Source organism: Marinomonas sp. 5E14-1 (genome assembly GCF_039939215.1).
Taxonomy (GTDB): Bacteria; Pseudomonadota; Gammaproteobacteria; order Pseudomonadales; family Marinomonadaceae; genus Marinomonas.
Genome location: NZ_JBDXMW010000013.1, coordinates 73,053 through 92,795 on the forward strand (window position 1 = coordinate 73,053; position 19,743 = coordinate 92,795).

Annotated in this window: 18 protein-coding genes and 5 tRNA genes; 9 read left to right on the top strand and 14 right to left on the bottom strand. The window is 42.1% G+C overall.

Annotated elements, in window-relative coordinates:
• The first annotated feature begins 68 nt into the window (after window positions 1–68).
• From rluD to clpB, 3 genes are all read left to right on the top strand, one after another.
• Entirely contained in the window at window positions 69–1,052 is a 984-nt protein-coding gene (gene rluD / locus ABFY09_RS12325) for a 23S rRNA pseudouridine(1911/1915/1917) synthase RluD (RefSeq protein ID WP_347984619.1), read from the top strand.
• A 63-nt stretch (window positions 1,053–1,115) separates the two neighbouring features.
• A complete protein-coding gene (gene pgeF / locus ABFY09_RS12330; protein WP_347984620.1) occupies window positions 1,116–1,871 on the top strand; it encodes a peptidoglycan editing factor PgeF in 756 nt (251 codons plus the stop codon).
• A 111-nt stretch (window positions 1,872–1,982) separates the two neighbouring features.
• Window positions 1,983–4,562, top strand: a complete 2,580-nt coding sequence (clpB, locus tag ABFY09_RS12335) for an ATP-dependent chaperone ClpB (RefSeq protein WP_347984621.1) — start codon at window positions 1,983–1,985, stop codon at window positions 4,560–4,562.
• 78 nt (window positions 4,563–4,640) lie between these two features.
• On the opposite strand, the gene ABFY09_RS12340 is transcribed toward clpB, so the two are convergent.
• From ABFY09_RS12340 to ABFY09_RS12400, 13 genes are all read right to left on the bottom strand, one after another.
• Window positions 4,641–5,210: a hypothetical protein gene (locus ABFY09_RS12340; protein ID WP_347984622.1), complete on the bottom strand. Its 570-nt coding sequence runs from the start codon at window positions 5,208–5,210 to the stop codon at window positions 4,641–4,643.
• Between the two features lie 117 nt (window positions 5,211–5,327).
• Window positions 5,328–5,402 (bottom strand) — tRNA-Gln (locus tag ABFY09_RS12345).
• 16 nt (window positions 5,403–5,418) lie between these two features.
• Window positions 5,419–5,495, bottom strand: a tRNA-Met gene (locus ABFY09_RS12350).
• Between the two features lie 15 nt (window positions 5,496–5,510).
• Window positions 5,511–5,585, bottom strand: a tRNA-Gln gene (locus ABFY09_RS12355).
• Window positions 5,586–5,602: 17 nt separating this feature from the next.
• Window positions 5,603–5,679: transfer RNA gene (locus tag ABFY09_RS12360), tRNA-Met, on the bottom strand.
• Window positions 5,680–5,687: 8 nt separating this feature from the next.
• Window positions 5,688–5,762 (bottom strand) — tRNA-Gln (locus ABFY09_RS12365).
• A 111-nt stretch (window positions 5,763–5,873) separates the two neighbouring features.
• Window positions 5,874–6,965: a redox-regulated ATPase YchF gene (gene ychF / locus ABFY09_RS12370; protein WP_347984623.1), complete on the bottom strand. Its 1,092-nt coding sequence runs from the start codon at window positions 6,963–6,965 to the stop codon at window positions 5,874–5,876.
• Window positions 6,966–6,993: 28 nt separating this feature from the next.
• Window positions 6,994–7,578 (bottom strand): aminoacyl-tRNA hydrolase, encoded by a 585-nt coding sequence (gene pth, locus ABFY09_RS12375; protein WP_347984624.1) that lies wholly within the window; start codon window positions 7,576–7,578, stop codon window positions 6,994–6,996.
• Window positions 7,579–7,601: 23 nt separating this feature from the next.
• Window positions 7,602–8,183: a 50S ribosomal protein L25/general stress protein Ctc gene (locus tag ABFY09_RS12380; RefSeq protein ID WP_347984625.1), complete on the bottom strand. Its 582-nt coding sequence runs from the start codon at window positions 8,181–8,183 to the stop codon at window positions 7,602–7,604.
• 68 nt (window positions 8,184–8,251) lie between these two features.
• Window positions 8,252–9,199 carry a ribose-phosphate diphosphokinase gene (locus ABFY09_RS12385; protein ID WP_347984626.1) on the bottom strand — a complete coding sequence of 316 codons (948 nt, stop codon included), beginning with the start codon at window positions 9,197–9,199 and terminating at the stop codon, window positions 8,252–8,254.
• A gap of 68 nt (window positions 9,200–9,267) precedes the next feature.
• Window positions 9,268–10,143, bottom strand: coding sequence for a 4-(cytidine 5'-diphospho)-2-C-methyl-D-erythritol kinase (gene ispE, locus ABFY09_RS12390; RefSeq protein ID WP_347984627.1), 876 nt, complete (start codon window positions 10,141–10,143; stop codon window positions 9,268–9,270).
• Entirely contained in the window at window positions 10,128–10,706 is a 579-nt protein-coding gene (gene lolB, locus ABFY09_RS12395; RefSeq protein ID WP_347984628.1) for a lipoprotein insertase outer membrane protein LolB, read from the bottom strand. Before lolB ends, ispE begins: the two co-directional genes overlap by 16 nt.
• The gene (locus ABFY09_RS12400) at window positions 10,703–12,487 is read right to left on the bottom strand and encodes a tetratricopeptide repeat protein (protein ID WP_347984629.1); all 1,785 of its coding nucleotides are present in this window, start codon (window positions 12,485–12,487) and stop codon (window positions 10,703–10,705) included. The genes lolB and ABFY09_RS12400 overlap by 4 nt, the downstream gene beginning before the upstream one ends.
• A gap of 221 nt (window positions 12,488–12,708) precedes the next feature.
• On the opposite strand from ABFY09_RS12400, the gene hemA reads away from it, so the two are divergent.
• The 3 genes from hemA to prmC are packed head-to-tail and all read left to right on the top strand — an operon-like array spanning window position 12,709 to window position 15,950.
• The gene (gene hemA / locus ABFY09_RS12405) at window positions 12,709–13,977 is read left to right on the top strand and encodes a glutamyl-tRNA reductase (RefSeq protein ID WP_347984630.1); all 1,269 of its coding nucleotides are present in this window, start codon (window positions 12,709–12,711) and stop codon (window positions 13,975–13,977) included.
• A 1-nt stretch (window position 13,978) separates the two neighbouring features.
• Window positions 13,979–15,067, top strand: a complete 1,089-nt coding sequence (gene prfA / locus ABFY09_RS12410; RefSeq protein ID WP_347984631.1) for a peptide chain release factor 1 — start codon at window positions 13,979–13,981, stop codon at window positions 15,065–15,067.
• A gap of 40 nt (window positions 15,068–15,107) precedes the next feature.
• Entirely contained in the window at window positions 15,108–15,950 is an 843-nt protein-coding gene (prmC, locus tag ABFY09_RS12415; protein WP_347984632.1) for a peptide chain release factor N(5)-glutamine methyltransferase, read from the top strand.
• Window positions 15,951–16,035: 85 nt separating this feature from the next.
• On the opposite strand, the gene yaaA is transcribed toward prmC, so the two are convergent.
• Window positions 16,036–16,818, bottom strand: coding sequence for a peroxide stress protein YaaA (gene yaaA, locus ABFY09_RS12420; protein WP_347984633.1), 783 nt, complete (start codon window positions 16,816–16,818; stop codon window positions 16,036–16,038).
• A gap of 91 nt (window positions 16,819–16,909) precedes the next feature.
• Between yaaA and ABFY09_RS12425 the strand changes: the two genes are divergently transcribed.
• The 3 genes from ABFY09_RS12425 (at window position 16,910) to ABFY09_RS12435 (ending at window position 19,715) form a co-directional block, all read left to right on the top strand.
• On the top strand, window positions 16,910–17,095 hold the full coding sequence (locus ABFY09_RS12425) for a hypothetical protein (protein WP_347984634.1): 186 nt from the start codon (window positions 16,910–16,912) through the stop codon (window positions 17,093–17,095).
• 52 nt (window positions 17,096–17,147) lie between these two features.
• On the top strand, window positions 17,148–18,056 hold the full coding sequence (locus tag ABFY09_RS12430) for a hypothetical protein (protein WP_347984635.1): 909 nt from the start codon (window positions 17,148–17,150) through the stop codon (window positions 18,054–18,056).
• Window positions 18,057–18,167: 111 nt separating this feature from the next.
• Window positions 18,168–19,715: a PAS domain-containing methyl-accepting chemotaxis protein gene (locus tag ABFY09_RS12435; protein WP_347984636.1), complete on the top strand. Its 1,548-nt coding sequence runs from the start codon at window positions 18,168–18,170 to the stop codon at window positions 19,713–19,715.
• Window positions 19,716–19,743: the final 28 nt, after the last annotated feature.

The window sequence follows — 19,743 nt, forward strand, 5'->3', positions numbered from 1 at the left end:
CGTTTTTTTCACTTTCAGACTCAATGATAAAATTAATGAGCTGAAAACAACAGACATAAGTACATTGTATGGCAGAGCGAATAGTAAAAGAAGCCCAAGTTCCGTTTGATTTGGGTGGTAACCGATTTGATCAAGTCGCGACAGAATTGTTTAGTGATTATTCTCGCGCGCGAATTCAGAGTTGGATCAAAGAAGGCGTCTTAAAAGTAGATGGGAAAGAAACCAAACCGAAGGAAAAGCTTTTCGGTGGAGAGACCATTACTCTTGATATCCTGATCGAAGATCAAGAAGCCCATGAGGCGCAAGAGATGCCGCTGGATATCGTTTATGAAGATGACCACATCATCATAGTAAACAAACCAGCAGGCTTAGTTGTGCACCCTGCGGTTGGTAATCGTGATGGCACCTTGATGAATGCCATTTTGCATCATGCTCCAGAAACAGCGCATATTCCACGCGCTGGTATTGTGCACCGCCTTGATAAAGAAACAACTGGTTTGATGGTTGTTGCGAAGACATTGGCGGCACAAACTGATTTGGTATCTCAATTACAAGAGCGAAGCATGGGGCGTGAATACGAAGCGATTACTATCGGCGTGATGACTGGTGGTGGCGTGGTAGATGAACCAATTGGACGTCACCCTCATAATCGTCAGAAACAAGCTGTTGAGCCAGTGCATGGTAAAGATGCGGTGACGCATTATCGTCTGGTTGAGCGTTTCAAAAACCATACGCATATTCGCCTGAAACTGGAAACTGGCCGTACTCACCAAATTCGCGTACACATGGCATTTATTCAATATCCACTGGTTGGTGATCCGCAGTATGGTGGCCGCCTGAAAATGCCAAAAGCTTGTTCTGTAGAGTTACAGGAAGGGCTACGCAACTTCCGTCGCCAAGCCTTACATGCGAAAAGGTTAGAGCTTGCTCATCCTATTACGGGCGAATGGATGGAATGGGAAGTAGATTTGCCGGAAGATATGCAGTACTTATTAGGGGCGCTGAAAAAAGATATGGTAGAGTCTGGAAGTAACGACTCGGAATACTTTTGATAAACGGAAGGCAGCTTTTAGCTGCCTTTTTATTTGTCTTAAATTTCATTTATAGGAGGGCATATGTCTTCTCATAATAAATCAGTTATTTGTCCTGATTGGCCTGCGCCAACGTCGGTTCAGGCTTATGTTTCTACGCGATTAGGCGGGGTGAGTTCTTCACCTTTTGATAGTTTAAATCTTGGTGCTCATGTTCAAGATGAAGCCAGCACAGTGCAAAAAAATCGTGAGATCTTTGCGTCTTATATTGATATGCCAGAGACAGTGACTTGGTTAAATCAAGTTCACGGCACGCGTGCTGTTTCTTTACCTTGTGACAAATTCTCAGAAAGTGCTGATGCCGCGTTCACAGATACGAAAGATCAAGTTTGTGCGGTTCTGACGGCAGATTGTTTGCCTGTCTTTTTTTGTAATGAGTCTGGATCCAAAGTAGCTGTAGCACATGCTGGCTGGCGAGGGCTTTGTGACGGTATTTTAGAGTCAACTTTGGCATGCTTTGATGAGCAGGACAAAATTATGGCGTGGCTTGGCCCTGCCATTGGACCTGCGGCCTTTGAAGTGGGCGGTGAAGTGAAAGAAGCCTTTATGAAACAGCTTCCCGAAGCTGAGGCGGCATTTAAAGCGGCTCCGAACGAAGGTAAATGGTTAGGCGATCTTTATCTGTTAGCAAGGCAAAGGTTGACTGTCGCTGGTGTAACGAAAGTGTATGGTGGCGGCTTTTGTACTTTTACTGATGAAGCTCTTTTTTATTCTTATCGACGTGAAGGAAAAACTGGCCGAATGGCGTCTGTTATATGGACTGATGGGGCGAATTGTTAAGTACTTATTGACGGGTGTCAAAAAAATGACATTCAAATCTTGAAAAGCTATTTTTGGGAACTATTAAGTCTGTAATTACTTATTCCTTTTATTTTACCCAGGATGTTCGTTATGCGTATAGATCGCCTTACTAGTAAATTGCAGTTGGCCCTTTCAGATGCTCAATCTGTTGCTCTTGGTCAGGACCACTCCTACATAGAATCTCTTCATTTAATGATTGCGCTGCTTGATCAACAAGGTGGCAGCACTCGTCCAATTTTACAGCAAGCTGGAATCTCAGTTGCCAAGTTTCGTGAAAGTTTAAATGGTTTATTGAATTACTTGCCTAAAGTGAAAGACCATGACGGCAATGTTCAAATGTCTCCTGAATTGGGGCGTTTATTAAACTTGGCGGATAAAGAAGCTCAAAAGCGCAAAGATCAATTTATTTCATCTGAACTGGTTGTGATGGCCATGTTTGATGGCAAAGATGAATTGGCTAAAAGCCTTAAGGCTAGTGGTGTTACAAAGAATGACATCGCTGCTGTGATAGACAGTATTCGTGGTGGCGAATCAATTAATGACCCAGATTCAGAAGAAAATCGCCAAGCTTTAGATAAATACACTATTGATCTAACAGCGAGAGCGGCGGACGGCAAACTGGATCCAGTTATTGGGCGAGATGATGAAATCCGTCGCACAATTCAAGTATTACAGCGTCGACGCAAAAATAACCCAGTGTTAATTGGTGAGCCAGGTGTTGGTAAAACAGCGATTGTGGAAGGGCTGGCGCAGCGGATTATTAATGGTGAAGTGCCGGAAGGGCTGAAGAACAAACGTGTCCTGTCTCTTGATATGGGCGCTTTGATTGCTGGAGCTAAATACCGTGGCGAGTTTGAAGAGCGCTTAAAAGCTTTGTTGAATGAATTATCGAAACAGGAAGGGCAAATTATCCTGTTTATTGATGAAATCCATACCATGGTTGGTGCTGGTAAATCAGAAGGCTCTATGGATGCGGGGAATATGCTGAAGCCTGCGCTTGCCCGTGGTGAGCTTCATTGTGTTGGCGCTACAACACTAGACGAATATCGTCAGTTTATTGAGAAAGATACTGCGCTAGAAAGACGCTTCCAGAAAGTCTTAGTAGAAGAGCCAAGTGTGTTGGATTCGATCGCTATTTTACGTGGTTTAAAAGAACGTTATGAAATTCACCACGGTGTAGACATTACCGATTCTGCGATTATTTCAGCGGCTAAGTTGTCTCAGCGTTATATTACAGATCGGCAACTGCCGGATAAGGCGATTGACTTGATTGACGAAGCCGCTAGTCGTATTCGTATGGAAATGGATTCTAAGCCAGAAGATATGGATCGGTTAGAGCGTCGCTTAATTCAATTGAAAATTGAAAAAGAAGCTCTGAAAAAAGAAAAAGACAAAGCGTCTAAGTTACGTCTCGACGACCTTGATTCAGAAATCAATAACTTGCAAAAGCAGTTCTCTGATTTGGAAGAAATATGGAGTGCTGAAAAGGCGGCAGTTCAAGGTGCTCAGAAGCTTAAAGAAGATTTAGATTCGGTTCGACATGAAATGGAAGAAGCTCGTCGTAATGGCGATTTAGCGAAAATGTCTGAGCTTCAATATGGCGTAATTCCTATGCTGGAAGCAGAAATTGAAAAGGTAGGTCAGGAAGAAGAACAAACAGAAACCAAGTTACTCAAAAGGCGAGTGACGGAAGAAGAGGTTGCGACGGTTGTTTCGCGCTGGACCGGTATTCCAGTAGATAAAATGCTAGAAGGAGAGCGCGATAAACTCCTGCGTATGGAAGATGTGTTGCATGAGTCTGTTATGGGACAGAATGAAGCGGTCTCAGCAGTCTCTAATGCGGTTAGGCGTTCCCGTTCTGGTTTGGCTGACCCTAATCGACCAAACGGCTCTTTTCTCTTCTTGGGCCCTACAGGCGTTGGTAAGACAGAGTTATGTAAGTCGTTAGCCAAGTTCTTGTTTGACACAGAGCAAGCCATGGTTCGAGTCGATATGTCTGAATTTATGGAGAAGCATTCTGTCGCTCGTTTGATTGGTGCTCCTCCAGGTTATGTTGGTTATGAAGAGGGCGGTTATTTGACGGAAGCCGTAAGAAGGCGACCTTATTCTGTCTTGTTGCTTGATGAGATCGAAAAAGCACATTCAGACGTATTTAATATACTTCTACAAGTGCTGGATGACGGTCGTTTGACTGATGGTCAAGGGCGCACCGTAGACTTCAGTAATACTGTGATTGTGATGACGTCAAACTTAGGGTCGGATCTTATACAAGAATATCAGTCTGATGATCAGTACGAGGAAATTAAATCAAAAGTGATGGATGTAGTCTCGATGCATTTCCGTCCAGAGTTTATTAATCGTATTGATGAAACGGTGGTTTTCCATCCTCTGATGAAGAATCAGATCAAAGGCATAGCGAGTATTCAATTAGCACATTTGAATGAGAGGTTGGCTGAGATGGAAATGTCTTTAGAATTGACTGATGAAGCATCTGAGCAATTAGTTGAAGTGGGTTATGACCCGATTTATGGTGCGCGTCCTTTGAAACGAGCAATTCAAAAATGGATCGAGAATCCATTGGCGAATGAGTTGTTGGCTGGCAACTTTGTGGCAGGTGACCTAATCAAAGTAGAAGTAGTGGATGAACAATTAGTCTTCAACAAAGGCTAGTTGATTATTCAGAGCATAAAAAAACTCTAGTCTCTTAAAAGAGCTAGAGTTTTTTTATCAGTAAATTCTCTTGAATGATTAGATGTCGATGGTTAAGCCGACGAAGTAACCATCGTAATCTATGTTTGAATTATCAATTTCTTGGTCAAGCGTACGATAACCGACTTCTAATCCTACGATTGGTAAAGGTTGATACTGTATTTTGAATATTTGATCAGAGATAGTCGTATCATCATAGGAAGATATAGATTTAGATTCAGCTGCTAAAGAGATACCTGTTCCTGGAATGGAAAGATTGGCTGCCAAATAAAGCATAGGGACAGATTTATCGGTAGTGCCTATTTCTAGTTCACGCAAAGTAACACCGCCCTCAACACCAAACCATAATAGACCCACACCATAATAGCCTGTTACGTCAAAGTGATTAATTTCCATTGAAGAGTTATCGTCAGTTTCAAGGTCTAATATATCTAAGCGGACGTTAGGGATAAGAGGTATAGGGTGTTGGATATCGAGGCTAGCATAGCTTCCTGATACATCATCACCGACGAATAGCCCAGCCTCTGCGTTAGCACCGATAAAATCGGCATGAGCAGCACTTGCTAGCAATACTGTTGACAAAGCAAAAGTGGATTTTATTGATTTCATAATTGGCACTCACAATCGTTAATTAACGTAAATTATTTGGCAATTATAGATGATCAGTGAGTAAAAACCAGAGAAATAAAGAATTATAGAAAAGTGTTGAATATAAAGAATTAGAATTGGCTGGGGTAGCTGGATTCGAACCAACGCATGACGGGATCAAAACCCGTTGCCTTACCGCTTGGCTATACCCCAATAATTTTGTGCTTGCTGGTGGCTATGACTAGATTCGAACTAGTGACCCCATCATTATGAGTGATGTGCTCTAACCAACTGAGCTACATAGCCTAGTGCAGATATCGATGGCTGGGGTAGCTGGATTCGAACCAACGCATGACGGGATCAAAACCCGTTGCCTTACCGCTTGGCTATACCCCAATACTATCGATAATTATTGGTGGCTATGACTAGATTCGAACTAGTGACCCCATCATTATGAGTGATGTGCTCTAACCAACTGAGCTACATAGCCTTTGTCTGTGGCTGGGGTAGCTGGATTCGAACCAACGCATGACGGGATCAAAACCCGTTGCCTTACCGCTTGGCTATACCCCAACAGACAACACAAAGTAGCTAATTCAATTTGAACCACTGCCTCTGTGGCGCGATATTATTCATATAACCTGTTAATGGGTCAAGTGTTTTTCTAAAAATGTTTGTGATTGATTAAACATTAAAGCGAAAATGCATCACATCGCCATCTTTTACGATGTATTCTTTTCCTTCTAAGCGCCACTTTCCCGCTTCTTTAGCACCGCTTTCGCCACGGTATTGAATGAAATCATCATAGCTAACAACTTCTGCACGAATAAAGCCTTTTTCAAAGTCCGTATGGATAACTCCAGCGGCTTGTGGGCCTGTTGCGCCTTGTTTAACCGTCCATGCACGAACTTCCTTTACACCTGCTGTAAAGTAGGTCTGAAGGCCTAGGAGTTCGTATCCTGCACGAATCACGCGATCCAGTCCTGGTTCTTCCATACCCATTTCATCTAGGAACTCTTTCATCTCATCAGCATCCAGTTCTGAGATTTCAGCTTCAAGCTGGTTGCAGATAGGCACAACCATTGCACCTTCAGCATCTGCAATTTCTTTAACTTGGTCTAGATAAGGGTTATTTTCAAAACCATCCTCAGACACATTGGCAATGTACATAGTTGGTTTGGTCGTTAATAAGTGAAGTGCTCGGACTTCTTTTTTCTGGTCGTCAGACATTTCCATAGAGCGTACAGGTAGGCCATTTTCTAAATGCTCTTTAATGCTTTCTAAAAAGGCTTTGTGAGCAATGGCTTCTTTATTACCACTTTTCGCATTTTTAGCTGTACGGAAGATTTGCTTATCAATGGATTCGATGTCTGCAAAAATTAGCTCGAGGTTAATGACTTCAATGTCTGCCTTAGGGTTCACATGGTTAGCGACGTGAATGACGTTTTCATCTTCAAAGCAACGAACAACATGGGCAATAGCGTCAGTTTCACGAATGTTTGCTAAGAATTTATTTCCAAGGCCTTCACCTTTCGATGCGCCTTCTACGAGGCCTGCAATGTCGACAAATTCCATAGTAGTTGCTAGCACCTTTTCAGGCTTAACAATTTCTGCGAGCGCGTCGAGTCTTGGGTCTGGCATAGCGACGACACCGGCATTTGGCTCAATCGTACAGAATGGGAAGTTTTCTGCTCCAATACCTGCTTTTGTTAATGCATTGAAAAGAGTCGACTTACCAACGTTAGGTAAACCAACGATGCCGCAATTAAAACCCATAATGAAATTCCTAAATATAATTTAATGATTATGCTTTGAAGCTGTGTAGTTGGTTCATTACAGGGTTTAAATCGCCCCGTACAATGTCATCTACATAGCGCAATGATTCGTTAATTGTTGTTTCAGTTTTTGCGTACTCGTCAGGAGCCGCTTTTTTCAAAACGTAATTTGCAACTTGGCTTGCATGACCTGGGTGGCCAATACCTATTCTAAGACGAGCAAATTCTCTGTTGTTCGCTAATTTAGCAATAATGTCTTTTAAACCGTTATGACCACCATGTCCACCGCCTCTCTTTAATTTAACCGTGCCGGGTGGAATGTCTAATTCGTCATGAACAACAAGAATTTCTTCAGGAAGGATTTTATAAAACTGACAAACGGCTTGTACCGCTTTTCCGCTTAAATTCATATAGGTGGTGGGGATGAGTAAATAGCATTCTTCACCAGCTATAGAAACTTTACCGAATTGACCAAAAAATTTTTTCTCAATGCGTAAAGAGCATTGGCTCTGTTGAGCCAATGCTTCAATCCATTGAGCGCCTGCATTGTGACGCGTGTTCTCGTATTCGCTGCCAGGGTTACCTAGGCCGACTAATAATTTGAAACTTGCCACAATGCTGCCTTCAATGAGTTATCTTAACGTTTTGACTTACTGATACGACCGATAGGTTGGTTGTGATCTTCGCCTTTCAACAAAGAAACCAACTCAACGCCTTCAGGAAGAGTTACGTCAGATAGATGGAAAATTTGATCTAGTTGGCCATCGATAGTATCAACGATCAATGCTTCAGGTAAGTTGGCCGGTAGGCAACGTACTTCAGCCAATTTAGATTCGATAGTCAAACGACCACCTTGCTTACTAACACCTTCACTTTGAGCTGCATTGATGAAGCTTAAAGGAACGCGAGTCGTAATTGGTTGATCTTTTTGAACACGTTGAAGGTCCATGTGCATTACATCACCTGTTGCTGGGTGACGTTGTAGTGCTTTAACAAGAAGTTTCTCAGCTTTTTTACCGTCAACAGATACTTCTACTAGGCTTGTTAGGAAGCCTGGAGTAGCAACAGCTTTTAGCAATTCGTTATCTTTGAATGAAATGGATTTTGGAGCAGATTTACCACCATAAATAACAGCTGGCACTAGGCCTGCGTTACGAAGGCGGCGGCTCGCACCTTTACCTTCTTCAGTACGTGCTACGGCATTAATAGATAATGACATGATATTTTCCTAATAATAATAAAGTTTGTGCCCAAAACTGCGACCCGTTCCGAGCGTGAGTGTTTGGCTTAAGCCCCAAACATGGCACTAATAGACTCTTCGTTGCATACGCGACGAACAGCCTCCGCCATAATGTCAGACATCGACAATTGACGTATCTGAGGGCAATTAAGCGCCTCTTGTCTCAATGGAATGGTATCAGTCACAACCAATTCATCGAGCACGGAATTTTTAATGTTTTCAATTGCTTTGCCAGAAAGAACAGGGTGAGTGCAGTAAGCAAGTACTTTTGAAGCACCATGCTCTTTCAATGCTTTAGCAGCAGCACATAAAGTACCGCCAGTGTCACACATGTCATCAACTAGGACACATGTTTTGCCTTCTACATCACCGATCAAGTGCATAATTTGAGCTTCGTTTGCACGAGGGCGACGTTTGTCGATGATTGCTAAGTCTGCGTCATCTAACATTTTTGCGAAGGCTCTTGCGCGAACAACACCACCTACGTCAGGAGAAACAACAGCAATGTTCTTGTGGCCTTGGCGTTGTAGATCGTCAAGTAGCAAAGGTGTTGCATAAACGTTATCAACAGGGATGTCGAAGAACCCTTGAATTTGATCAGCATGAAGGTCAACCGTTAATACACGGTTGATTCCCACTGCAGAGATCATATCGGCAATCACTTTTGCCGTAATAGGTACGCGTGCAGATCGTACGCGACGATCCTGACGAGCATAACCAAAATAAGGGATAACGGCGGTGACGCGAGTGGCGGATGCACGACGTAAAGCGTCTGCCATAACAATGAGTTCCATTAGGTTGTCATTGCTTGGTGCACAAGTTGACTGGATGATAAAAACGTCTTTACCGCGAACGTTTTCATTAATCTCAACGGTAATTTCACCATCGCTGAACTTACCGACTGTTGCGTTACCGATAGGTAAACCTAGGCGACGTACGACTCTACGAGCGAGTTCCGGGTTTGCATTACCGGTAAAAACCATCAACTTGGACACTGTGTATACCCTTTGTATATTATCTGCGATGAAAATAGATTGGCTTAGTATAAGTGAGCCTTGCCTTGCTAACTTTTATTTTGCTCAATCCACTGGCTTAATGCATCATGAGTTGGTGACGTATTTGTGCTGCGACATACCCAACTCTGCCATTTCTTTGGTGTTAGCTGTTTTACTCGCTCAGCGTCGAGTAAATTATTAAATGCTAGAAATAGGCAAGCCCCTGTTCCGGTTAACTTTGCATCTCCATGATTTTTAAGCCATAAATACGCTTCGTTTACTTCAGGATTGTGCTTTTTTACGACATCAAGGCAATCATTATGACCACCCAGCTTCAAGGCGTGCGGTATTTTGATGGGAGGGGTGTCTCTTGTCAAATATTTATCGGTAAATATTTGAGCTGTTGAGACGTGACAATTGGGCTTTAAGAGTAAAAAATAAGGGGTGTCTGGCTCGACTTTCTGGAGCCTTTCTCCAACACCTTCGGCAAAGGCTGAAAATCCCATGATAAATACTGGAATATCTGCTCCAAGCGTGACACCAATTTCGGCTAATTTTTTGAGGGTTAAGTGACATTCCCACAGAGTATTGAGCGCCAACAAAGTCGTCGCAGCATTTGAACTTCCGCCACCGATACCGCCCCCCATAGGTAGTTGTTTCTCAAGCAGAATATCGACGCCAAGTGTTTTGTCTTTTTTGAAAGGTGTGAGCAACTCAGCGGCTTTATAGACAAGGTTATCTTCAGTCAGTAGGTCTTTTATTTCTGGGGAAATAGTGATGCGGTTATTTTGGGTAAGTGAAAACTCTAAAGTGTCGCATAAATCAATGAATTGAAAGATGGTTTGCAACTCATGATAACCGTCTTCTCGGCGACCTGTAATGTGTAAAAAGAGATTTAGCTTTGCTGGAGAAGGTAATCGCATTGTAGTTACTGAACGGCCCATTCGTTGATGATCAAATTTACTCGAAACGGAGAGTTTGAAACTTGCATTTTTTGTGGCAAGGATAAGTCGTCTATTTTAGTGAAATTACTATAGGTAACAACCCAGCCATCTTGTTCTATTCTGTCCACAACGTTGGAGTCTGCTTCTTTAGTTATTTGGGCTGGCGAATTTGGTGAGGCCAAGCCGCGAATCCAATAAGTAACTTGTTCAACCGGAAAGGCCCAACCTAGCTCGTCGCGCAAAAGTGTTGCAGGGTTATCACCCGTAATGACTTTGTCTTCATAGGCTAATGTGACTAAGCCGTTTTCGTTTTGATTGAGTTTAGTTGCACCTTGACCAAAAGGGCCAACGATAGACAAAGAAAAGGTGTTTGTGGCTTTTTGCCAACTGAAATTTCCTGAAATCGCATCATCTTGAGTGCGAATGCCGACTCGGCCTGAGGTTTCCCATTTTGATATGGCATCGACGCTAGAAGGCGGTGGCGTTACAGGGCTAAAAGGTTGTGTGCTGCAGGCACCTAAAAAAGCTGTTAGTGAAATAATACAAAGTGCTCGATAATTCATGGCGTAATATCCTGTGGTCTTTCTTCTATTAAAGACGGTGACAGTCGCCTAATCGTTTCTAATAAAAATGGTGAGTTTGGTTCGCTGTCTAGGGCAGTTTCCCATATCTCTATTGCCTCTTTGTAATGTCGCTGTTTCCATAAAATTTCGCCATAATGCGCAGCTATTTCAGCGTCAGGAAAAAGACTCCATGCTTTCTTGAGATAATAAGATGCTTGTTCGAGCTCGCCTTTTAAAAAATGCCCCCAGCCTAAACTGTCGATAACCGCAGGATCATCCTCTGCTTTTTTATAGGCTGATTCTATGTATTTCATGGCCTCATCAATGCGAGAGGTTCTGGTGAGCAAGGTGTAACCTAAAGCGTTAAGGTACTGAGGATTTTCAGGGTCTTTCAATAATAAAATGTGAATTTCAGTTTCCGTAGTTTGCCAATCGCCTAATGATTCTGCCAATAATGCTTTTCGGTAACGTAGCGCATTGGATTCAGGGTAAGTGTCAGAGGCTCGACTCACTATGTCGTAGGCTAAATGCTCGTTGTCGTTTTGTAGGTGTAATTGACTGATCCGTGTGATTTGCTCAGGAATGTTTTTTCGCAAGGTTCTTGTTAAGGCCATCTCATTAATGTCTTGCTCTTTGTTTTCTTCATAAAACCATAACGCAATTTGTTGTGTGGCTTTTGTTCGTAGGTTGCCTCCCACGTTGCGCATTATTTCAATGGCTTTGGTCGTTTCGTTCAATTCTGCTAATGCGATGGCTTCAAGGAATTGGATTTGATCACTAAAGCCGAAGCTTTCTTCCGGCAGACTGGCAGACACTTCTAAAACATGTTTTGGCTGGTTATTTGCCAATAGAGTACGCATAAAGCCAATGCCAACTTGAAGTCGCTCCGAATCGTCTAATGTTTTCTCGTTATAAATCGACATGGCGTGAGAGACATCACCTCGCTCGACTAGGAAGTCAATCAGAGAGGCCATAATTCGAGTGTTTTCTGGGTGATGATTTGTCGCTTCTAATAAAGTCTCGATTGATTCATCAAGTTGGCCAATATTCTTTTGGCTAAAGGCTAGAATCAAAAACAATATTTCATTCTTCTCTAAGTCTGGACGCTCAAGTAATTGTTGAGATTCAGTGATGGCTTCTTCATATTGGCCAGCTAATAAGAAAATATGTGCTTGGCTAAGTTGAATGTATTGGTCTTTTTGGTACTTAGCGGGTAGTTCGGAAATGGCTTCGCTAATCACAGCGACTTTTTCGTTGTCACGTACATGGTCTTCTAAATACAGAGGCAAGAATTGTAGAGAAACGCTGTGTCTTATTGCATTGATTAAGAGAGTGGTCGTTTCTTCTGGACGTTGATTTTTAATCAGAACTTGAGCTTTTAATGAATATGCTTGCTCGGCAAAAGGATCGGCTGCGAGCCATAGGTTCGCGCTTCGTTCTACATAATTATCGTTCTGGGATGCAATAGCGACCTGAATTAATCTTTCGAGTAATTTATCGTCTACGGTTTTGCTAGCGAGATCATAAAAAGCGTCAAAAGCTTTTTCTGGACCTTCTCGCTGCAAAAGAAATTCAGCTTCTAGTAAGGTTTCTATTTTTTGAGCGGTAGATGTTTTGTTTTGCGTTACGGATGTGCTCTGTTTGCTCGAGTCGGTTGTTTTAGCCATTTGTTGGCAAGCAGTAAGAATAGGTAGGCTTGTGACCAAAAACAGCGTCAGCCACGTTTTGCTGTCGTGTTTTTCTTTCAGGAAACTGTGTAGTGTACCGAAACAAGATGGCATGTTTATTCTCGATGCTGAATTCATATAGCTTTTATATTATCGCTAGCGGCGACGTATGTCAGTTACAACTATAAATTAATCCTATTACTTTTATTGGTAAGATAGGGTGCGCAAAAAAGTGAATTTCTCGTATAATGTGCCTTCTTTGTGTAAAGAGTCATGTTGAAGCTGCGCTTCCTCCTGTCATGCCTTAAGATCTCGATTTTTGAGAAGAGTCCCGAATGCCGCTAATTACTGTAGGTGTAAATCACAAAACAGCGCCCGTTTCGATACGTGAGCGTGTGGCTTTTGCGCCTGAAAAGATGGTCGATGCGTTGTCTTCTCTATTGTATGAGAAAACAGCCAATGAAGCTGTCATTGTCTCTACTTGCAATAGAACCGAACTTTATTGTTCGGTAGAAGATGTCCAAAAAGCGGATGAGGTGATTAATTGGCTTGGGCAATATCATGATATCGATGCGGTTGACCTCAAGCAGTATTGTTATACCTACTGTGAAGATGACAGTGTACGCCATGTGATGCGAGTTGCTTCCGGTTTGGATTCTTTGGTTTTAGGTGAGCCGCAAATACTAGGGCAAGTTAAATCGGCTTATGCGGTTTCGCAAGAAGGTGAATGCCTGGGTCCTGAGTTAGAATCTTTATTTCAGCGTACTTTTTCCGTCGCAAAACGTGTTCGAACCGATACAGCCATTGGTGAGAACCCAGTTTCGATTGCCTTTGCTGCGGTGAGTTTGGCACAACGTATCTTCGCTGATATTAGAAACAGCACGGCGCTATTAATTGGTGCTGGCCAAACGATTGAGTTGGTCGCACGTCATTTGAAAGAGAGTGGCGTCAAACGCATCATAGTTGCAAATAGAACGCTAGCTCGAGCAGAAAACCTAGCGACTGAGCTCAACGCAGAAGCCATTATGTTGGGTGACATTGGAGATTATTTGTCACAGGCTGATATCGTGATTTCATCTACGGCGAGTCAGTTGCCCATCATAGGTAAAGGAATGGTTGAGCGCGCAGCAGCAAAACGCCGACATTCTCCTATGTTGTTGATTGATATTGCCGTTCCGCGAGACATCGAGCCAGAAGTCGAAAATGTCAAAGACGCTTATCTTTATACAGTTGATGATTTACATTCTGTCATTGAAGAAAATGTAAGAGCAAGGCAAGATGCTGCGAAAGCAGCTGAGCAGATGATTGATGAAGGCGTAGATGCTTATCGTCGAACCCTTGAATCACGAAAAGTTTCGAATTTGATTGTGACTTTTAGACAATCTGCTGAAGAAATTAAAAATACAGAATTAGAAAAAGCACTGAAAGGTCTTGAAATGGGCCAGGCGCCAGAGCAAGTGATGAACAAACTTGCCCATGGTTTAATGAATAAGCTCATTCATGCACCGACTCGCTATTTGCGTGCCGCTGGTGCAGAAGCAGATCAAGACGCATTAACTATTGCCTCGAATGTATTGGGCATTCACGAAGAAAAAGATAATTAAAATGAAAGAATCGATTAAATTAAAGTTAGAAAGTTTGTCTGACCGTTATGATGAGTTGGCTGCGTTACTAGGTGTGGCTGAAGTTATTATGGATCAGGATTTGTTTCGTGCTTATTCCAAAGAATATGCCGAACTTGAACCTGTTGTAAAGTGTTTCAATGAGTTCCAGCAAATTGATGAAAACATTGCTGAAGCAGAACTTATGATGACAGACTCAGACCCAGATATTAAAGAAATGGGTGTGGAGGAATACAAAGCAGGTCAGGCTCAAAAAGAAGAACTTCAATTGGTTCTACAGAAATTGCTTTTACCAAAAGACCCAAATGACTCTAAAAACGTTTTCTTAGAAGTGCGAGCCGGTACAGGTGGTGATGAAGCCTCTATTTTCTCAGGCGATTTATTCCGTATGTATTCTCGATATGCTGAGACTCAGCGTTGGAAGGTTGAAATTGTCAGTGCGAACGAAGGGGAACACGGAGGTTATAAAGAAGTAATTGCTCGAATTGTTGGTGATGGTGCTTATTCAAAACTGAAGTTTGAGTCTGGTGCTCATCGTGTTCAGCGAGTGCCAGCAACTGAGTCGCAAGGTCGTATTCATACATCTGCTTGTACTGTTGCCGTGATGCCTGAAATGGATGAGCTGGATGATATTGTCATTAACAAGGCTGATTTACGAATAGATACTTTCCGTGCCTCTGGTGCGGGTGGTCAGCATGTAAACAAAACCGATTCCGCGATTCGTTTGACTCACATTCCGACTGGAGTGGTTGTTGAATGTCAGGAAGAGCGTTCTCAACATAAAAACCGTGCTAAAGCTATGTCTTTACTGGCTTCTCGATTGCAGGCGGCGGAACAAGAGAAAGCAGCGAGTGAACAATCCGAAACACGTAAATCCTTGGTGGGAAGCGGCGACCGTTCTGAGCGTATCCGTACTTACAATTACCCACAAGGCCGTGTGACAGATCACCGTATCAATTTAACCTTGTACAAATTGGACGAGATCGTTACAGGTGACTTAGATGTTTTGATTAATCCGTTGGTTAATGAGTTCCAAGCAGAACAGCTTGCTACTTTGAGTGGCGACAATTAATCAATAATGCGCTTTTCTTTCTACAAGGTAGTCATCTTGCATGCAAATTGATGAGTTACTAAAAGGCGCTTTAGAGCGCCTTACTTTTGTTTCAGATACAGCAAAATTAGATGCGCAGCTGTTATTGGCTCATGTGCTGTCTGTTTCTACATCTTATTTTTATACATGGCCAGAAAAGCAGGTGGATGAAAAACAAATTACGGCATTTCATCAGTTATTGGCTCGTCGAGAGAAAGGAGAGCCTGTTGCTTATTTACTTGGGCATCAAGCATTCTGGAGTTTAGATTTAGATGTAGCGCCTTGCACTTTGATTCCTCGTGCAGATACAGAGCGGTTGGTCGAAGTTATCTTGTCTCTTGTTGATGGTGGTTTAAAGGCCAAGCATATTTTAGATCTTGGTACAGGAACAGGTGCAATTGCCTTGGCGTTAGCGTTAGAGTTACCTGAGTCGCAAGTTCTTGGTGTTGATCTTGTACAGGATGCCGTATTGCTTGCTCAAGGTAATGCTAAGAAAAACCAAGTGAATAATGTGGTGTTTAAAAAAAGCAGTTGGTTTGATGCGCTCAAAGATCATGAGCAGTTTGATCTGATTGTTTCTAATCCTCCTTATATTGACCCTGATGACGAACATCTGTCTCAAGGTGATGTGAGGTTTGAGCCTAAAAGCGCTTTAGTGGCTGACCATCATGGTTTGGCTGATATAGAGCACATTATCAAGGAATCTCCTCGATTCATGACGCGAGATGCTTATTTGGTGTTTGAGCATGGCTACGACCAAGCGGAAGCTGTTAGGTGCCTTTTCATGCAGGCAGGTTTTGATTCTGTAGAGAGCTTTCAGGATCTGGGTGGTAATGACAGAGTGACCATAGGTCGCTGGCATTAAGTGTATTTCGTCCATTGGAAAATCAGGAATATAAAACACCAAGCGGTGGTTATATTCCTGATTTTATTTAGCGACTGCGCTTTACTTACTTCTTAGATTGCGCATCTTCTGGGCGAATAAATACAGGCGTATTTTCTGTTGATTGTTCTGGGTCGTAACGATACCCCGCCAAATCAAATGCCTTCAATTCTTCAAGCGATTCACAGCGATTTTCAATGAGGTAACGAGCCATTAAACCACGAGCTTTTTTTGCATAAAAGCTGATGACTTTGAATTGACCGTTTTTCTCGTCAAGGAAGTTTGGCGTAATCAAAGTAGATTTAAGCTTCTTCTTATTCACCGCTTTGAAGTATTCGTTTGATGCCAGATTGACGAGCAACTCACTCTCTTCAAGCGTATCGTTTATTTTATCGACTATGATATCTCCCCAGAATTGATACAAGTTGCTGCCGCGATTATTGGTAAGTTTTGTTCCCATTTCCAATCGATAGGCTTGCATTAAATCCAAAGGCTTTAAAAGACCGTATAATCCACTTAAGATACGAAGCGATTTTTGTGCATAATCCATATTCTCATCGCTTAGAGAATATGCCCCCAAGCCTGTGTAAACATCACCCATGAAGGTATAAACTGCTGGGCGGCTATTGGATGCTGTGTGCTCTTTTTGCCATTCTTGGTAGCGTGAAACATTTAAGGTTGCTAAGTTGTCACTTAGCTTCATTAATGTGGCTATTTCTGCAGGAGTATATGGCTTGATTGTGTCAATGAGTTCTTGAGAACTATCAAGCATTTCTGGTTGACTGAAATGATTGTTGGGAAGTTCAGAGGTCAAGTCTAATGTTTTTGCGGGGGAGATTAAAAGTTTCATAATTTTTCCATTTGCATAATGATTTTGCTTATTAAAGATTATCCATGGAGTGCCGATAGATATCCAGACAATGCTTTAATAGAGATAATTTATGAAGAATAATCTGATACCATTTCCGACGTCTCGTCAGCGTGTTGAGCACAAAGCAGCAATACGTTATTCGAGCGATAAATTAAAGGCACTTCGTGCGGCGTTTGATCAGGCTCGTAATAGCTGGGAATTGGAAGCGGCTGAATTGCCTGAAAATAATAAAATGTACTGCGGCTCTAAAAAATAATGGAATAACTTTTTATTTCTATCTCGGGCTGCTTCTTTAAGGTGTTAGTCCTATGTTGTTCCTTGTTCGCCACTCTCTTCTTTTCATGTTTCTTTGTGCCATACTTGGCTTCTTACTTCCTTCACTTTCACTCACGCTGTTTCCTTTCTTATCCATTGTGCTTTTTGGCTTAATGACATTGACTCTATTGGGAATGAAGCAAAATGAATTGATTAAGCGTTTGGCAAGTTTTGTTGTTTGGCGTTACACCTTGTTGCACTCCATTGTCTTTATGGCATTTGTTGGTGTTTTGGGGCGAATCTTATCTTTCGGTGGAGATCTTCTATTAGCAGTTGTCGCTGTGGCTGGAACAGGATCTTTGTTTGCAACGCCAGCGATTGTTCGCGCTTTAGGGTTTGATAGTGTTCAAGCCATGGCAATGACCATTGCGACGACACTGTGTTTGCCTATTGCGATTTGCATTGCATTGCTGTTTTACCAAACTGAAGAGCTTGATTTAAATTGGACGAATTACTCACTTCGTTTAATTATTTTTATTTTTGGTCCTATGTTTTTTTCTTTTTTAGTGCATCGCTTTGTTCCTGAAGAGTCATTAAATCGCTTTTTAGTAAAAATCTCGCCTTATACTATTCTGTTGGTATTTGCTTTTCCCTTTGGTCTGGTTGGAAGTTTTAGGCAGCTTTATGACCAAGATCCTATGGCGGCGCTCCAATACTTTTTGATAGCAACCGGGCTGTGCTTTTTGTTTTTTGCATTAGCGTTTGTTGTATACAGAAAAAAGGGTAAGACGACTGCGTTAACCGCTGCTATCACCTCTGGAAATCGAAATGTTTTATTGACCTATACCATTGCTGGTGGATTGTTGGGGCCGGCTTTTTTACCAATGGTTGGTGCTCTGCAAATTCCGACATCTTTGTTGCCTGTTTTGACTCGCTGGCTTAATAAAGTATTAACCAAATAAAGCTTAAAAAATCAGATGCTTACTTAAATCTTATGTTAGCCTTTTTATAAAAAAGGCTTATACTGATAACAGTTCCTTACATTTCCTGAGAACTTAAAGGATGTTGGTTTTATGAGAAAAAATACACCAGTGACAGGTCAAGAAAAAACGTTTGATAAAAGTGTTAAGTTGGTCACGACAACAGATTTGAATGGCGATATTGTTCATTGTAATGATGCCTTTATTGATATTAGTGGTTTTACGAAAGAAGAGTTAATTGGTAGTCCGCACAATATTGTTCGTCACCCTGATATGCCGCAAGAAGCCTTTAAAGTGATGTGGGAGACACTTAAGCAAGGTAAGGCTTGGATGGGGTTGGTGAAAAATCGTTGTAAGAACGGCGATTTTTATTGGGTTGATGCTTATGTGACGCCTGTTATGGAATCTGGAAAAGTTGTTGGTTATGAATCAGTAAGGACATTACCAGATAAAAAAGACGTTGCTAGAGCAGAAAGAATATACAAAAAAGTCGTCAGCGGTCAGCGTGTATTGCCATTGAAGTTTTTGTCTTGGAAGTTCTTGGTGCCTCTTGTTGGTGGTATGCTTGGTGTGTTCGCTGGTTTTGTTGAGCTTTCTTATGGTTTAGTTGTCTGGTTGCTGACGAGTTTGCTGATGAACGCTCTTTTTATTGTAAACCATTCACGCCTACAAAGAATACTGACGGCTCGTTTGTCTAAGTCTTTTTTGCATCCATTAGCCGGTATTACTTACTCTGATAATTCATTAGATAGCGCTATTCTAGATGCAGGTGCGAAAAGCATGGAATCTAGGATAGATGCTATTTTGACGCGCTTTGAAGATGAATCTCTAAAGGTATCGAGCCAATCTAAACTTGGCTTGGCATTGACGGTTGAAATGGCTAAAACCATGGATAACCAGCAGCATGAAACACAAAGTGTTGCGACAGCCATGCAAGAGATGACGGCTACGATTGATGATGTGGCCCAGCAAGTACAGACTGCCGAAGATAGCGCAAAATCTTCTTCTGAATCGGCAGAGTCTGGCCAAAAAATGGTTCAAGATACGCGAGGCTCAATTCAGCAACTTAGCACCACGGTTGATGAGATTGGTTTTACCGTTCAGAATCTAGCGAATCATTCTGAAGAAATCGCCCAAGTCGCTCAAATGATTGAGCAGATAGCAGAGCAAACAAATCTATTAGCGCTCAATGCGGCTATTGAAGCAGCGCGAGCAGGTGAATATGGTCGAGGTTTTGCTGTTGTTGCAGATGAAGTGCGTCAACTTGCTCAAAGAACTCAAGGATCAACACAAAATATTCACAAGATTATCAGTACCTTGAGAGAGGGGGTAACAAGCTCGGTTGCCATCGCTGAGAAAGGCAAACGAGATGCAAGGGAAGGATTGGAAAAAATTGTTGAAATGGAAAAGACTTTTGACAATATTGTTGAGGCTGTTTCCAATATCACTAATATGACGATGCAGATGTCGACAGCAATAGAAGAGCAGGCTCACGTATCCGAAGATATTAATCGACAAGTGGTGCGTATTTCTGATCTTGCAACAGAGAGTTTAGAAAAATCTAACCGATCAAGTGATAGCATTAAATCTTTAGAGCAAGTGTCTTATGGTATGCATGAGTTAATTGTTCGATTTAAGTAAAGAGTATTTTGAAAGGCACAACAGACTT